Here is a 15,530-nt window from a genome sequence, read left to right as displayed (position 1 = left end):
TCTAAGGGCTCGCCGTCAGCGCGAGCGGTTACGACTCGACAACCGTCGTCGATAACGCAGAGCCTATCGCATCGGATCGCGGCATTCTTCCGATCACAACTCGATGCGCAGTTTTCCAGCGGCGCGCACGGCCTTGCCCACTGCTTCGTTCAGCGTGCCGGCCCGCGCCAGCGCCACCGCCATGCGCCGGCGTCCCTTCACCTCGGGCTTGCCGAAGATGCGCAGTTGCGTGTCCGGCTCGGCCAGCGCCTCGGCCACGCCGTGGTAGCGCGGTCCCGCGCCCTCGCCTTCGACCAGCACCGCACACGAGGCCGACGGACCGTACTGGTGGATCACCGGGATCGGCAGTCCCAGGATCGCCCGCGCATGCAGCGCGAACTCGGAAAATTCCTGCGAGATCAGGGTGACCAGGCCAGTGTCGTGGGGGCGCGGACTGACCTCGGAGAAGATCACCGCATCACCCTTGACGAAGAACTCCACGCCGAACACGCCCCAGCCGCCCAGCGCGCCGGTGACCGCGGCAGCCTGGCGCTGCGCCTCGGCCAGCGCCGCGTCGCTCATCGGCTGCGGCTGCCACGACTCGCGGTAGTCGCCGTCTTCCTGACGATGGCCGATCGGCGCGCAGAAGCTGACGCCATCGGTATGCCGCACGGTGAGCATGGTGATCTCGTAATCGAAATCGACGAAACCCTCGACGATCACCCGGCCCTTGCCCGCGCGTCCGCCAGACTGGGCGTAATCCCACGCATGCTGCAGTTCGTCGTCGCCGCGCACCACGCTCTGGCCCTTGCCGGAGGAACTCATCACCGGCTTGACCACGAACGGATAACCGATCGCGGCGGCTGCGGCGCGGTACTGCGCCTCATCGTCGCAGAAGCGGTACGGCGAAGTCGGCAGCTGCAGCTCCTCGGCGGCGAGTTTGCGGATGCCTTCGCGGTCCATCGTCAGCCACGCGGCGCGGGCGGTCGGGATCACCCGCTGCCCTTCCTTCTCCAGTTCGATCAGGGTCGGCGTGTGGATCGCCTCGATCTCCGGCACCACCAGGTCGGGCTTTTCCAGCTCGATCACCGCACGCAGCGCCTTGCCATCCAGCATGTCGATCACGTGGCTGCGATGAGCCACCTGCATGGCCGGCGCATTGGCGTAGCGATCCACCGCGATCACCTCGACCGCGTAGCGCTGCAGTTCGATCGCCACTTCCTTGCCCAGCTCGCCGGAGCCCAGCAGCAGAACGCGCAGCGCGTGGTCGGAATGGGGCGTGCCGAAGGGATTCATTTCATTGTCCATGACGTAAAGCCCGGCATTGTACGACTGTGCCATGACGCCCATTGACTCGGAGCCTACCAAAGGTTTCACTGACCGAAACATCCCTTCCCCAGGATGCACGTCATGCGAAGCTTCAGCGCCATTTTCCTGTTGTCGCTGCTCTGTCTTGGCTGTGCGACAAGCCGTGCCGGTGAAATCACCGAGGGCAGTCAGACGAGATGGATGAGCGTGCTCCTTGGCGGGCGGAAAATCGGCCACGTCGAGATAGTCCGCAAGGTTGAGGGTGACAAGGTCACCACGACGCAAACCTTGCTGGTGGAATTCAGTCGGGCCGGGCACCCGCTGCAGCTGGCCAACATGAGTCAAAGCATCGAGAGCATCGGGGGCGCGCCACTGGGCTTTGCGGCCATGACCCGGATGTCGGCACAGGACAGTACGGTCAACGGCCAACGCGAGCCGGACGGCCGCTACAGGATCGTCACCAGCGTGGGTGGCCTGACCCGACAGAGCGTGATGCAGTGGCCGCAGGAGGCGCTGCTCGCCGAAGGCCAACGGCTCGCCTTGCTCGCTGCCGGGCGCGCACCGGATACCACCTATCAGGTGCACGCTTTCGATCCATCGAGTCAGCAGGTCCTGATGATCCAGATGCGTGTCCTGGGCGACGAGGTCGTGAAGCTGCCCGAAAGCACGGAGTTGCTGAGTCATCAACGACAGGAGTTCGGTCTGCTGCATGGCAGCCAGGGCTATGACCTATGGCTGGACCCGCAAGGTTTCGCTCGCAAGGGGTCGATGAACCTGGTTGGGCAAAGGCTGGAAATGCTGGCTTGCAGCAAGGCCTGTGCACTGGCACCCAACCAGGACGTCGACATGTTCCGCTCGGCGATGATCCAGTCACCCAGGCCGCTCACTCCCAATCTGCGCAAGGAAACCCTGCACTATCGCCTGTACCTCGATGAGGACAGGGATGGCTCGCCGTTCATCAACACGGACGAGCAACGAGTCACGCTCCTGAGCAGGGGCCACTGGCAAATCGATGTCACCCTGGCCACTCCGGGTGGGCAGCCGCCGCCGCAGCCCAACGACAGTGCACCCAACAGCTGGCTCCAGTCGGATGCTCCGGAAATACGCGCACTGGCGGTGAAGGTTGCGGGCTCGACATCAGACAACCGACAGAAGATGCGGCGACTGCGCAGCTTTGTCACCGACTACATCACCCAGCACGGCCTGGATGTGGGCTATGCATCCGCGCTGGAAGTGTTGCACCAGCGGCAGGGCGACTGTACCGAATACTCGGTCCTGCTGGCGGCCCTGGCCCGTTCTCAAGGCATCCCGACGCGGGTCGTAAGCGGGATGGTCTATGCCGATCGTTACGCCGGCGCCTCGCACGTCTTCCTGCCGCACCAGTGGGTGCAGGCATGGATCGATGGTCGCTGGGAAAGCTACGACGCAGCCATGCGGCGCTTCGACATGACCCATATCGCCTTGGCCAGCGGCAACGGCGACCCTCTGGGTTTCTACGAAGCCAATCGCCTGTTCGGCCATATCCACATGACCGAAGCGATACCGGACACGGAGCTGTTCCGGGTTTCGGCCCCGGAGATCGCTCCCGCAGCCCCTGCAGGAGCCGGCAAGGGCGGTTGAGACGAGGGGCTTGCGTAATGATATCTTTTTGATATCTAATCTCCCTACCTCAGGGAGACTCCTCATGAACGAACACAATGGCTTTTCCGTCGCCGGCATCCCTTTCGTGGGGTTGTGCCTGGTACTGGCCGGGATCGGCGTGGCGCTGGTGGTGTCCGCCATCCACGGTCATCCGGATGCCCCTCCGCTGTTCCAGGTGTTCACCGGCGTGATCCTGCTGGCGATCGACAGCTTCATGCTCAAGGGTTTCTTCCAGGTCGCCCCGAATGAAGGCCAGGTCCTGCAGTTGTTCGGCAAGTACGCCGGCACCGTGCGCCACGAGGGCCTGCGCTGGACCAATCCGTTCTACAGCCGCCAGCGCATCTCGCTGCGCGTGCGCAACTTCGAGAGCGGCAAGCTGAAGGTCAACGACAACGACGGCAACCCGATCGAGATCGGCGCCGTGGTGGTATGGCAGGTGCTGGACACGGCCGAGGCGGTGTTCTGCGTCGACGACTACGAAAACTACGTGCACATCCAGAGCGAATCCGCGCTGCGGCAGATGGCGCAGAGCTACCCCTACGACGCCCACGAGGACGGCAAGCCCTCGCTGCGCAGCCACGGCGACGAGATCAACACGCACCTGCGCGACGAGATCCAGACCCGCCTGGGCAAGGCCGGCGTGCAGGTGGTGGAAGCCCGCATCAGCCACCTTGCCTACGCGCAGGAAATCGCCCAGGCGATGCTGCAGCGGCAACAGGCCGGTGCGATCATCGCCGCCCGCACGAAAATCGTCGAAGGCGCGGTGAGCATGGTCGAGATGGCGCTGGACCAGCTCAGCAGGCGTGGCGTGGTCGAGCTTGACGAAGAACGCAAGGCGGCGATGGTCAGCAACCTGCTGGTGGTGTTGTGCGGCGAGCGCGGCACCCAGCCGGTGCTGAACACCGGCACGCTGTACTGAGGGGATGGTCATGGGCAGCCTCATCACCATCCTGCTGATCGTGTTCATTGCGAGCCACGCCGCAAGGCGTGGACGCATGCGGCACTGAGCCCGCATGGCCGCCGAAAAAAAAGCCTATCCGCTGCGCATCAACGCCGTCGTGCTGGACGCGATGCAGCGCTGGTCCGATGACGAACTGCGCAGCCTCAACGCACAGATCGAATACGTGCTGCGCGAGGCGCTGCGCAAGGCTGGCCGCCTGAAAGGCAATCCCGGCACGACCGCGGTCGACCACGACCCGGATTGACCCTCCACTGCAAGAGCCTCACTCCATGCCAGCCACCGCGCCTCCCGCCCTGCCCGTCAAGGGTCCCCATCTGAAACTCGCCATGCTGTTCGGCCTTGCCGGCCTGCTGTCCACCCTGGCGCTGTGGCCGTATCTGCTGGTGCTGATGCCGCAGAAGCTGGCCGCGCTGCCCTTGCCCCTGCCGGTCGTGGTGGCGGCGCAGACGATCCAGGCTGGCGTGATGTGCTGGCTGCTCGCCTGGCTCGGCCTGTACCTGGGCGCGACGCACGGACTGGATGCGCCGTGGCTGCGCAGTTGGGTCTATCGGCGTCCGCTCGAACCGGGTCGGCCCGCGCGCTGGGGCCTGGCCATGTCGCTCGGCGCCGGCGCTGCCGTGCTGGTGCTCGGCCTGTCGTTGCTTGGGCCCACGCTTCCGGCCGAGCATGCCACCAGCGCCGCAGGCTGGGCCTGGCGTGGCGCGCTGGCGTCGTTCTATGGCGGCATCGTGGAGGAAGTCGGCTGCCGGCTGCTGCTGGTCAGCCTGTTCGTCTGGCTGCTGGCGCGAAGCCACCGCAACGTGGCGCTGCCGTGGATGTTCGTGGTGGCCATCGTGCTGGCCGCGCTGCTGTTCGGCGCCGGCCATCTGCCGGCAGTCTTCGCGATCACGGCGACACCGGCATCGTTGCTGATCGGCAAGATCGTCCTGCTCAACGCCGTCGTCGGAACGGTGACTGGCGTGCTGTTCTGGAAGTACGGCCTGGAGCACGCGATGCTGGCGCACTTCTGCGCCGATCTGGTGCTGCATGTGATCGCGCCCCTGGCCGGCGGCGCCTGATTCGCTCAGCGCGGATCGAAGGCCACCTGCTGCAGCTGGGGCAGCTTCAACAGGCGCAGCTTTGAGCGCTGCCGATCCGTGACGAGCAGCAACGAGCCAAGCTGCGCAATCGAATGAACGTCCGGCAGCCCGTCGTCTGCACCCAGGCGCTCCAGGGGACGGCCGTCGTTGGCGTCGTAGACCACCAGTTCGCGGGTCTCCGGGTCCACCACCAGCAGCCAGTCGTGAGCCGCATCCCGCCAGTGCACCAGCTGGCCGACCGGGTCGGCCTCAGCTGCTCCGGCCGGAGCCGGCAACCATGACCACGACAGCCCCAGCGACAACGCCGCAAGCAGGATCAGGCCGGGTCCGCGCAGCCTGCGCGGAAGATGGCCGGGCGACCATGTCGCACGTGAGCGCTGCCAGGGGACGATCTGCGTGTTCATGCAAACACGATTGCAGCCGGGCATGACGGCGGCGTGACACCCGCAAGAACTATTCGTTGCGCGTACGCAGCGTCCAGCCAAGCGCAAGCCAGCCGACCACCAGGGCCAGTCCGCCGAACGGCGTGATGATGCCCACCCCGCGTGGCGCACCCAACGCCAGCGCATACAGGCTGCCGCTGAACAACACGATGCCGGCGCCGAACGCGAGCAGCGCCACCCGGCCGCTGCGGCCACGCCCCAGCGCAGCCGTCATGACCAGCGCCAGCGCATGCCACACGTGGTAGTTCACCGCCGTATGCCACAACTCCGTGCCACGCCCGTCGAGCACGCCGCGCAGCGCATGTGCGCCGAACGCGCCCAGCAGCACCGCGCTGGCTCCGGCAACGCCGACCAGCACGGCAACACGGGTACTGACAGGTTGTCGCATGGTGCTCGTATCCCTGGCCGGCGAACCCGGCAACGCGGCCGGTGTCGTATGCTTGAACGGATGAAGACCAAGGATTCTCGCATGAAGCCCCGCCACTGGCTGCGCCCCGCGCTGCTGCTGTTGCTGCTCGCCTTCGGCCTGTTGCTGGGGGGCTGTCAGCACGACCAGCCGCCGTTCCGGCTGACCAACATCAGCGGCCACATGCCCGATCTCGACTTCAGGCTCACCGACGACAACGGCAAGGCGGTCACCGGCGCCGACTATCGCGGCAAGGTGGTGCTGCTGTACTTCGGCTACACCCATTGCCCCGACGTCTGCCCGCTGACCCTGGCCCAGTTGCACGTGGTGATGCAACGGCTGGGACCATTGGCCGGCGACGCGCGCATCCTGTTCGTCAGCGTCGATCCGGCACGCGACACGCCGACGATCATGCACGCCTACGTCAACGCGTTCGACCCGCGCGCGGTGGGCCTGGTCGGCAGCGCCCGCGCCGTCGAAACGCTGAGCAAGCGCTATCGCTCGGCCTTCACCCGCGAACCGGGCGATGCCGACGGCAATTACGAGGTCAGCCACAGTTCGGCGATCTACGTGTTCGACCGCGAGGGCCATGCCCGCGTGCTGGCCACTCCTTCCGCCTCGCACGACGACCTCGTCCACGACCTGCACCTGCTGCTCGACAACGGAGCCGACCGATGAAACTTTCCCGACTGTCGCTGCTGTGCGCCGGCCTGCTGCTGGCCGGCGTCGCCCACGCGGCCGATGCCGACCACATCCATGCCAGCCATGCGTGGATTCGCGTGCTGCCCGGCGCCCTGCCCGCCGGCGCCTATGTCACGCTGGAAAACGACAGCGGCGCGCCGATCGCGTTGCGCGGCGCCAGCAGCACGATCTACGCCGAGGCGATGCTGCACCAGAGTTCGACCGCCGGCGGCGTCAGTCGCATGAGCATGGTCGACTCGCTCGACGTGCCCGCGCACGGCAAGGCCGCGCTGGCGCCGGCGGGCTACCACCTCATGCTGATGCAACCGAGCCAGCCGGTGAAACCGGGCGACACCGTGACGCTGACCCTGAAGTTCGCCGACGGCAGCACCTTGGCCACCGACTTCATCGCACGACCGGCCAATGCGCTGGACGTCGGCGACGCTCATGCCGACCCCGCCATGCCCGGCATGGACCACGGCGCGATATCACACGATCACTGAGCGTCCGTAACCGTTGCCTTGCCGGCCAATGCCCGGGCCGTCCTGCGCGGCGGCTTGCGCGGCAACCGACCGTTGCGTGACAGGCGCAGCCACAGGCGCAGCGCCATCAGCCCGCCGATCGACTCCACCAGAGCCGACGGCACCCAGATGATCACGCCGCCGATCAGCTGGCCGGTGAGCACGTTGAAGGTGAACGCGCGTCCGCAGATCTCGAAGATCGGATAGAGGTCGGTCTTCGAGAACGTGACGATCGCTCCGGCGACGATCTGCGGCGTCATGGTGATCGCCGGCGACAGCACGCGCAGCCCGGCGGTCATCCGTCCCGGCGGATGCGGCCGGTGATCGAGCACCAGCGACCAGTAGGCGAAACCGCTGACCAGCATGCTCCAGTTCATGAAGCGGTAGATGCGCCAGTCCAGCATCGCCAGCGTCTGCAAATCGGGAACCAGCCAGATCAGGATGAAGGCGATGAACAGCAGAGTGGCGACGGTCGGATTCCACAGCACGCCGAATACCAGCCGCCACGGCCACGAGCGCTGCAACGGACGCAGCACGCGTACCCGCCAGGCCAGCGGCAGGCCGGCGCGCAATACGGCGGCCGGATACGCCGCGACGATCAGCAGCGGTGCGATGTGATGCAGCAGCAACTGCTGGATGCGGTGCATGAAGAACTCATGCTCGGCGTAGTAGTCCAGATACGTGTGCAGCGACAAATAGATGATCGCCATGCCCGACCAGAACGCCAGCTTGCTGGCGAATCGCACCGGCCGTCGGCGGCAACCGCGCAGGTACAGCACGCTGGCCACCACGAAGCACGTGAGCAAGACCCACGAAAACTCCCACGGCACGATCCATTTCAACAGGCTTGCAGTCACTGCACCGGTACTTCTGTCTGCACCGGCGGCGGCCGGCGACCGCCCAGCTTAACGCCGCACCGCCATCGCGTCAGCTTTCAAGGGTCCGCGTGCTTGCGGCAGATTGCCGCCGTCACCGGCGGCGGCGGCCGTAGCGCCCCCTGCGCCAGCCGTACAACAGGCCGAACAGCACCACCAGGGCGGGGATCGCCACGATATTGGTGACCTTCACCCGCAGCCCCAGCGCATCGATCTCCGCATTGAGCTGGTGCTGCACGTCGCGCAGTTCCTTGTTGATCGCCAGCTGGCGCTGGCGGAACTGCTCGATCTCGCGCCGCTGCTCGGCCGTGGCGGTGCTGCCGTGGCCGCCCTTGACGGGTTGCAGCTCGTCCAGCCGCCGCCGGGTGTCGGCAAGCTCCTGCTCCAGCTCCTGCTCCTTCTGCAGGAATTTCTGGTCGGCCACGTTGCGCAATGCCTGCACCCGGGTGAAGGGGCGCTGCGAAGTGGAGCGGCCGCGGATCGACAGCAGCGCCGACGAGCCGCTGAGGTTGTCCACCAGATTGGTCACCAGGTCGCCGTTGTTGGCGAAGATCCGCATCATGGTCTGGCCAAGAATGGTCTGCGGCTCGACCCACAGGCGATCGCTGAGCAGGTCGGTGTCGGCAACCAGGATCACCTCGGCATTCGCGGCCGAGCGCGCACGATGGCCCGCGACGCCGGCGCGCTCCGGGAACGCGCTGTCAAAGGTGCCGTGCAGGCGCGCCGCGAGCAGGTAGTGGGCGCCGTCGGGATGGTAGTTCTGCAGCAGCGTAGTGGGATCGTTGCTCGCGTCCAGCACGCGCTGGGTGGACACCACCTCGGCCTCGGCACTGCTCTGCAACAACGGGATCAGCCGGGTGTGCGCATTCGCGGCCAGGTCGAAGAAGCCTGCGGTGGAGACGTTGATGCGCTGCAGGCTGGCGGTCACCGCATCGTTGCGGTTCAGTTCCTGCGCGCCCAGGTCCAGCATCGCCGGATGGTTGAGACTGCTGCCGGCCAGCTCGATCTGCAACGCGCGGGTACGATCGAGCACCACCTTGTGCGGGTCGTAGACCACGCCCCACGCCTTGAATAGCCGCGGCAGGTCCGACGCACGATCGGGAAAGGTGATGCTCTCCGGCCCGTAGGGCGAGGTGTCCAGCTCGGCGTCCGGATCGACGAATACCACCAGGTGCCCGCCGCCCAGCACGTACTGGTCGATCGCATATTGCGCATCGGGAGTCAGGCGCCTGGGCTGGATCAGCAACAGCACACGGATCTTGTCGTCCACTTTTTGCAGCGTGGCCGGATCGATCGTCTTGAGGTCGAACAGCTGGCCCAGTTGCTGCAGGACCGTCCACGGCTGTTCGCTGAGCACCGGGTTGCCCTCGACCGGCAGCGAGCTGATCACGCCGACCTGCGGCTTGCTGGTCTGGTTCAGTTCGTACACCAGCTTGGCGATGTCGTACTCGAGGAACGCCTCGCGCGAGGGATCGAAGAACGCGATCGACAGCGTCTTCTCCGGCACGCGGTCATCGTTGCTGTCGCCGTCGACGCTGCCGGACATGGCACTGCCGGCGAGGCCGAAGAACACCCGCTCGCCGTTGCTGCCGCCATTGGCCGCGGTGAGGCCGCTGCCTTCGGCGCTGGCCTCGTCATCGGAATACGGCACCGGGTCGATGGTCTGCAGGCGGATGCGCCCGTGCGAACGCGCCACCATCTCCTGCAACATCTCGCGCACGCGCTGCTCGTAACTGCGCAGTTGCGGCAGGTCGCGGGTGGCGTGCTCGGAGAAGTACAAGGTCAGCCGCAGCGGCCGCTGCAATGTATCGACGATGTGCAGCGTGCCCGGCGTCAGCGTGTACAGCTGGTCGGTGGTGAGGTCGACCCGCGACGCGTGCAGCCAGCGACTGCTGGCCACGATCAGTGGCACGAACACCAGCACCAGCAGCACCAGCGCCAGGTAGAGCAGACCCCGTCGGGTCAGTCGCAACGGGGTGGAGAACAGGCGACGGATGCGCGACATGGACATGGCTTCAGCGCGTCCGCTTCAGGTCGAGCAGCAGCACGCCGGCGATCAGCCAACCCAGCGTGCTCAGCAGGAAATACAACAGGTCGCGGACGTCCAGCACGCCCCGCGCGATCGCCTCGAAGTGGCGCAGCATCGACAGGTGCGCCACCGCGTTGATCAGCTTGCGCGGCAAGGTACCGGAGAAGAAATCGAGCACCTGCGGCTGGCCGATCAGGATCAGCAACACGCAGACCAGCGCGGTGAGGATGAAGGCCACCACCTGGCTGCGGGTCAGTGCGGACAGGCAGGCACCGATCGCCACGAAGCTGCCGGCCATCAGCCAGCTGCCCAGGTATCCCGCCAGGATGATGCCGTTGTCCGGCGAACCCAGGTAGTTGACGGTGATCCAGATCGGGAAGGTCAGCGCCAGCGCCAGACCGATGAACAGCCAGGCTGCCAGGAATTTGCCCAGCATCGCCTGCCACAGCGTCAGCGGCAGGGTCAGCAGCAACTCCAGCGTGCCGCCCTTGGCCTCCTCCGCCCACATGCGCATGGTGATCGCCGGCACCAGGATCAGGTACAGCCAGGGATGCATCGCGAAGAACGGCTGCAGGTCGGCCTGGCCACGCTCGTAATAATCGCCCGCATAGAACGTGAGGATGCCGGTCAGGACCAGGAAGATCACCAGGAAGACGTAGGCCACCGGGGTCACGAAATAACTGCGCAACTCGCGCCGCAGCACCGCGTTGACCGGGCTCATGCGCGAACCTCGGCGGCGCGATCGTCACTGGTGGTGATCTGGCGGAACACCTCGTCGAGCCGGCCACGCTCGAGCTGGATTTCCGAAACCTCCAGGCCCTGCTCGCGCAGCAGCGTTTCCACCGCTTCCAGAATGCGTTCGCCGGGCTTCGGGAACACCGTGATGCGCCCGTCCAGCGGGTCCACCTCGATCGACGCCACCTGCGGCAGGCGCCCCAGCATCTCCTGCGACATGCCGCTGCCCGGCGCGCTGAACGACACCGCGCCATGATAGCGCGAGCGCGCTTCCAGTTCGGCCGGCGTGGCATCCGCCAGCAGCTTGCCACGGGCGATGATCACCACCCGGTTGCACAGCGCGTGGACCTCTTCCAGCAGGTGGGTGGAGATCAGGATGGTGCGGTCGCGCGCCATCACGTCGATCAGCTGGCGCACCGCGTGCTTCTGGTTCGGATCGAGGCCATCGGTGGGTTCATCCAGCATCAGTACCGGCGGATCGTGCAGGATCGCCTGGGCCAGTCCGACGCGTCGGCGCAAGCCCTTCGACAGCGTGTCGATGCATACCTCCAGCACTTCCTCCAGCTGCAGTTGCTGCACCACCGCGTCGAAACGCCGATAGCCCGTCTCCGCCTTGAGCCCGCGCATGCGCACGATGAAATGGAGGAACTCGCGCACGGTCATTTCGCCGTAACTGGGCGCGCCTTCCGGCAGGTAGCCCAGTGCACGCTTCGCCTTCAACGGCTCGCGGCTGACGTCGTGGCCGCATACCCGTGCCGTGCCCGAGGTGGGCACCAGAAACCCGGCGATCATGCGCATCGCGGTGGACTTGCCGGCACCGTTCGGGCCAAGCAGGCCCAGCACCTGGCCCGGTTCGACACGGATGCTCAGCGCGTCCACGGCGGTGAGGTGGCCATAGCATCGGGTGAGCTGGTCGGTTTCGATCATGTCCGGTGACGGGCTGTGGAGTTCGGCGCGACCAGCTGGCGGAAGAGCTGGCCGGGCGCTGTCGCGGCGCGTCCCGCAATGTACCGCAAGAAGCGCGGGGGGATCCGAAAGAAAAAGGCCCTTCCGGTGGAAGGGCCTTTTTGTACTTCGGCAAGACCGTTCGCGGAGGGTTTACTCGCCCGCGCTGGCGGCCTCTGCCGGAGCCGCGGCCGTGCCGGCCGGGGCGGGAGCGGAACTGGCCGCTGCCGGTGCCTCTTCCAGGCTGGGCGGCTGCAGACCGGCTTCCTGCTCCGGAGTCTTTTCCGGGGCGTCGGTGATCGGCAGGTACACGTTGTACTTGGCATAGGACGTGATGTTGCCACCGGCGTCCTTCACTTCCGGCGTGGCAATCACGTCGTAGGGGCGGTTGACCACTTCGTCGTACTTGTAGCCATGGGTCTGCGCGTAAGCCTTGAGCATGTCGCGGGTCTGCGGCACACCGGCAAACGTGCCGTTCCACACGCCCTTGAGCGCCGCGCCACCGAACGCCAGCGAGGCGCGAACGTTGCCATCCAACACCAGGCGACCGAAGCGGTCGCGACTGCCGACGGCCACGCTGCTGTCGGCTGCGCCAGCGGCGCTGCTCGCCTCGGCGGGAGCCGCATTGTCGATCGACGGCGGGGTGGCGGCGGTGAGCTGCTCGCTCTGGCCATTCACGGTCAGCGTGCTGCTGTCGATCGGGAACGCCACGTCGAAGCTGTAGGTCTGGTCACCGTAGTTGGTGGTGATCAGGATGCGCGAGCCGGTGATGTTCACGCCGAGCTTCTTGGCGGCCGCCTGGATTTCCGTGGTCGCCTTGGCCACCGCGTCGTCCAGACCTTCCAGGCCGTCCTTGCGCTGGATCGAGCTCGACACCAGCAGCACCGGAGTGGGCTGGGTCTGTTCGATGTAGGGGATCAGCTGGCTGTAGTCGATGTTCGGCACGCCGGCCAGCACGTTCTGCAGGTTGTTCAGGCTGAACTGGATGAAGGAGTCCGGATCGCCGTGGATGTAGAGATTGGCAAAGCGGTTGATCAGGTTCCAGCCGTAGGACACGTCATACGACCAGGTCACCTGGGTCAGCTGGCCGCGGTTGCCCTGGCGCTCCAGATCCAGCGTGAAGTGCTTGTCCAGGCCGCGCCAGTCGTTGTCCAGGTTCCAGATGATGCTGGCGCTCTTGGTGTTGCCGTCGATCTGGTCGAACTCGGGCGTGGCGCTGGCGATGGTCAGGCCACCATTGCCCAGCTTGGCATCCGTCGTGGTCCAGCTGATCTCGGCGCCCGGGCCGTAGGCCTTGCCGGAGAACGCGAACTGCACCTTGGGGTCGAGCGAGCGCAGCACCGAGTAGTCCGGCAGCCGGCGGTAGTTGTCGAGCACGTCATAGACCTGACGCATGTCCTTGCCGATGACCAGCTGGCGTTCCACATGACCGCTGCCGGGCATGACCACAGCCGCCAGGACACCGAGCACCGCAACGATGACCAGGGCAACAAGAAATTCAAAGACACGCATCATTCCAGAGTTCTCCGAAGCGTCTTTACGCCATACCTAGATAGTGTTGCCCCGGCCTTCCGCGCGAACCCGCCCTTCGGTGGGGTCCGAGGGCCATGGCAGGGGGTCGGCAAACGCCGAAGCTACGGATGTTACTTGCTCACGGGCTGGAACGCTATCCGCCCGGACGGCCTCCGCGCAGGGTCGAAAAACGCCCGGCCAAAGCCCGTTGAAACGGCGCATCCGGGCGCCCTGCACCCGGGCGGGCATCAGACGATGCCCATTTCCAGCGCCTTCAGCACGGCCCGCGTGCGGTCGCGCACGCCCAGCTTGGAAAGGATGTTGGAAACGTGGTTCTTCACCGTGCCCTCGGCCACCTTCAGCGAATTGGCGATCTCCTTGTTGCTGTAGCCGCCGGACAGCAACCGCAGGATCTCGGTCTCGCGCTCGGTCAGCGGGTCGGGCTGCTCGAGGCTGGTGAAGTTGTTCTGCATACGCGACACCCCGGCCATCAGCCGCTGGGTCACCATCGGCGCCACCAGCGAGCCGCCGGCGGCCACCGTGCGCACGGCCTCGACCAGTTGCTCCAGCGAGACGTCCTTCAACAGGTAACCGCGGGCGCCGGCCTTGAGGCCCTGCAGCACCAGCTGGTCGTCATCGAAGGTGGTCAGGATGATCGTGGGCGGCAGTTCGTTGCGGGCGGACAGCGCCTGCAGCACTTCCAGCCCGCTCATGTTCGGCATGCGCAGGTCCAGCAGCACCACGTCGGGCTTGATCCGCGGAATATCCTGCACGGCCTGGGCGCCGTCGGCGCACTCGGCCACCACACGGATGTCCTCGGCCAGGTCCAGCAGCGAACGGACGCCCTGGCGAACCAGATTCTGGTCGTCGACGAGACAAACGGAAATCATCGCGGATCCTCGGGAAAACTGTGGCTTGACGATGGGATGCTGGCAGCTGGCGCAGGGCCCCGCTGCCAACACCGACGCACTTTCGCACCCCGGCGCAGACGGCAGAGATTACGACACATTGAGCGCTGGTGGCTCAAGCCGGGTCGGCGCATGCGCCAGCGCGGCATGTTCCCCCAGCGGCAGCCGCACGGTCAGCGCAAATCCCTGGCTCGGCGCGCTGTCCAGGGTCAGGCTGCCGCCGAACTCGGCCAGCCGCTCGCGCATGCCGGACAGGCCGTTGCCCGGCGCGACGTTCTCGGCGCCGCGGCCGTCGTCGCGCGCATGCAGGCCGATCAGGTTTTCCCCGGCATAGGCGAAATTCAGCCACAGGTTGCGGGCGCCGGCGTGGCGCGCGGCATTGGTGATGATCTCCTGGGCGCAGCGCAGCAGCACCTGGGCACGGCGCGGGTCCTCCACGCTGAAACGTGGCGGCATCACCACGTGCACGTCGAGGCCGGGCACGCCCTCGGCCAGTCCCCGCAAGGCCTGGGTCAGGTCGATCGCGTCGTCCTGGCGCAGTTCGCTGACCACCTCGCGCACGTCGGCCAGCAGCACCTTGGCGGTGCTCTGCGCCTTGCGCACGTGGGCGCCGGCCGCTTCGTTGGTGAGGTGGCTGGCCACCTCGAGGTTCAGGCTCAACGCGGTCAGGTGGTGGCCGATCAGGTCATGCAGGTCACGCGCGATGCGCATGCGTTCGGCGATGCGGCTGGATTCGGCCAGCAGGGCGCGGGTGGCGCGCAGCTCGGAATTCAGCCGCCGTTGCACGTCGCGCTGCTCGGCCTGCTGGCTGGCGACCGTCGAGGTCACGAACACCAGCACCGAGATGCCCAGGTAGATGCTGGCCTGGAGAAACCCCAAGGCGACGCTGTGATCGTATTCGGGGAAGGTGGCGAAGATCGCCACCAGGCTCAGGTGCTGCAGCACCAGCCAGAACACCGCCAGCGAGAACGGCAGCAGCCACGGCAGCACCAGCGAGGCGACCACCATCAGCATCGCCGACAGGCCGCTGTGGCTGTACCAGCCCACCGCCACGGCGGCGGCTGTCATCAGCGTCAGCCCGAGCAGTTTCAGCACCGGGTAGCGGCGCGAACCGAGGTTGCTGGTCAGCAGCCAGTACATCAAGCCGAAGATCAGGTAACACAGCGTCCACAGCAGCAGCGAAAAATTCGGCCGCTGCAGTTGGGTCAGCCGTTCGGTGGCCCAGTTCGTGACCAGCGGCGTCCCCACCGACAGATAGGTGAAGAAGCCCGCATAGCGAAGCAGGCGGATATGGTTGAAGAAGGGCCAGCGCATCCCCGCATCATTGGCTGCGCGGGGAATTCGCGCAATGCGCGAGAAGTCATGCCCGGCCAGGTCACGGCTGTCGCCGCACAACGGCTTTACAAAGCTTTTACATGTGCCCTTGCGAGATGTAAGGGCCTGCCGCGCATGTCATAATGCGGCATTGCGCGAGGCAGCGGTCGCCTCTCGTCCCCGAATCCACCCT

The 15,530-nt window shown here is 66.2% G+C and carries 16 protein-coding genes; 6 read left to right on the top strand and 10 right to left on the bottom strand.

Annotated features, from left to right (window positions below; all coding sequences use genetic code 11):
• Positions 1-93 precede the first annotated feature (93 nt).
• Positions 94-1,275 carry a formate-dependent phosphoribosylglycinamide formyltransferase gene (purT, locus tag AC3A56_RS11165; RefSeq protein WP_487770376.1) on the bottom strand — a complete coding sequence of 394 codons (1,182 nt, stop codon included), beginning with the start codon at positions 1,273-1,275 and terminating at the stop codon, positions 94-96.
• Positions 1,276-1,389: 114 nt separating this feature from the next.
• Between purT and AC3A56_RS11160 the strand changes: the two genes are divergently transcribed.
• From AC3A56_RS11160 to AC3A56_RS11145, 4 genes are all read left to right on the top strand, one after another.
• Positions 1,390-2,907, top strand: a complete 1,518-nt coding sequence (locus AC3A56_RS11160) for a transglutaminase-like domain-containing protein (RefSeq protein WP_487770375.1) — start codon at positions 1,390-1,392, stop codon at positions 2,905-2,907.
• 64 nt (positions 2,908-2,971) lie between these two features.
• The gene (locus AC3A56_RS11155) at positions 2,972-3,847 is read left to right on the top strand and encodes an SPFH domain-containing protein (protein ID WP_056767578.1); all 876 of its coding nucleotides are present in this window, start codon (positions 2,972-2,974) and stop codon (positions 3,845-3,847) included.
• 94 nt (positions 3,848-3,941) lie between these two features.
• A complete protein-coding gene (locus AC3A56_RS11150; RefSeq protein WP_487770374.1) occupies positions 3,942-4,133 on the top strand; it encodes a type II toxin-antitoxin system antitoxin in 192 nt (63 codons plus the stop codon).
• 25 nt (positions 4,134-4,158) lie between these two features.
• Entirely contained in the window at positions 4,159-4,947 is a 789-nt protein-coding gene (locus tag AC3A56_RS11145; protein WP_487770373.1) for a CPBP family glutamic-type intramembrane protease, read from the top strand.
• Between the two features lie 5 nt (positions 4,948-4,952).
• Here AC3A56_RS11145 and AC3A56_RS11140 read toward each other — a convergent pair whose 3' ends face one another.
• Positions 4,953-5,372 carry a hypothetical protein gene (locus AC3A56_RS11140; protein ID WP_487770372.1) on the bottom strand — a complete coding sequence of 140 codons (420 nt, stop codon included), beginning with the start codon at positions 5,370-5,372 and terminating at the stop codon, positions 4,953-4,955.
• Between the two features lie 49 nt (positions 5,373-5,421).
• Positions 5,422-5,799, bottom strand: a complete 378-nt coding sequence (locus AC3A56_RS11135) for a DUF423 domain-containing protein (RefSeq protein ID WP_487770371.1) — start codon at positions 5,797-5,799, stop codon at positions 5,422-5,424.
• Between the two features lie 81 nt (positions 5,800-5,880).
• Between AC3A56_RS11135 and AC3A56_RS11130 the strand changes: the two genes are divergently transcribed.
• Positions 5,881-6,495, top strand: a complete 615-nt coding sequence (locus tag AC3A56_RS11130; protein WP_487770370.1) for an SCO family protein — start codon at positions 5,881-5,883, stop codon at positions 6,493-6,495.
• A complete protein-coding gene (locus AC3A56_RS11125) occupies positions 6,492-7,001 on the top strand; it encodes a copper chaperone PCu(A)C (RefSeq protein ID WP_487770369.1) in 510 nt (169 codons plus the stop codon). The genes AC3A56_RS11130 and AC3A56_RS11125 overlap by 4 nt, the downstream gene beginning before the upstream one ends.
• Here AC3A56_RS11125 and AC3A56_RS11120 read toward each other — a convergent pair.
• The 7 genes from AC3A56_RS11120 to AC3A56_RS11090 form a co-directional block, all read right to left on the bottom strand.
• The gene (locus tag AC3A56_RS11120) at positions 6,995-7,876 is read right to left on the bottom strand and encodes a cytochrome c oxidase assembly protein (RefSeq protein WP_056717744.1); all 882 of its coding nucleotides are present in this window, start codon (positions 7,874-7,876) and stop codon (positions 6,995-6,997) included. The genes AC3A56_RS11125 and AC3A56_RS11120 overlap by 7 nt on opposite strands.
• A gap of 112 nt (positions 7,877-7,988) precedes the next feature.
• Positions 7,989-9,905: a GldG family protein gene (locus AC3A56_RS11115; protein ID WP_056717745.1), complete on the bottom strand. Its 1,917-nt coding sequence runs from the start codon at positions 9,903-9,905 to the stop codon at positions 7,989-7,991.
• 4 nt (positions 9,906-9,909) lie between these two features.
• Positions 9,910-10,644 carry an ABC transporter permease subunit gene (locus tag AC3A56_RS11110; protein WP_056717746.1) on the bottom strand — a complete coding sequence of 245 codons (735 nt, stop codon included), beginning with the start codon at positions 10,642-10,644 and terminating at the stop codon, positions 9,910-9,912.
• Positions 10,641-11,585, bottom strand: a complete 945-nt coding sequence (locus AC3A56_RS11105; RefSeq protein ID WP_056717747.1) for an ABC transporter ATP-binding protein — start codon at positions 11,583-11,585, stop codon at positions 10,641-10,643. Before AC3A56_RS11105 ends, AC3A56_RS11110 begins: the two co-directional genes overlap by 4 nt.
• Positions 11,586-11,756: 171 nt before the next feature.
• On the bottom strand, positions 11,757-13,118 hold the full coding sequence (locus AC3A56_RS11100) for an SRPBCC family protein (protein WP_056717748.1): 1,362 nt from the start codon (positions 13,116-13,118) through the stop codon (positions 11,757-11,759).
• Between the two features lie 245 nt (positions 13,119-13,363).
• The gene (locus AC3A56_RS11095) at positions 13,364-14,005 is read right to left on the bottom strand and encodes a response regulator (protein ID WP_007806385.1); all 642 of its coding nucleotides are present in this window, start codon (positions 14,003-14,005) and stop codon (positions 13,364-13,366) included.
• Between the two features lie 108 nt (positions 14,006-14,113).
• The gene (locus AC3A56_RS11090; RefSeq protein WP_056767597.1) at positions 14,114-15,337 is read right to left on the bottom strand and encodes a sensor histidine kinase; all 1,224 of its coding nucleotides are present in this window, start codon (positions 15,335-15,337) and stop codon (positions 14,114-14,116) included.
• Positions 15,338-15,530 lie beyond the last annotated feature (193 nt).

The organism is Rhodanobacter sp. Soil_C_14, from assembly GCF_057657335.1.
This window is presented reverse-complemented; position numbering and strand designations above follow the sequence as displayed.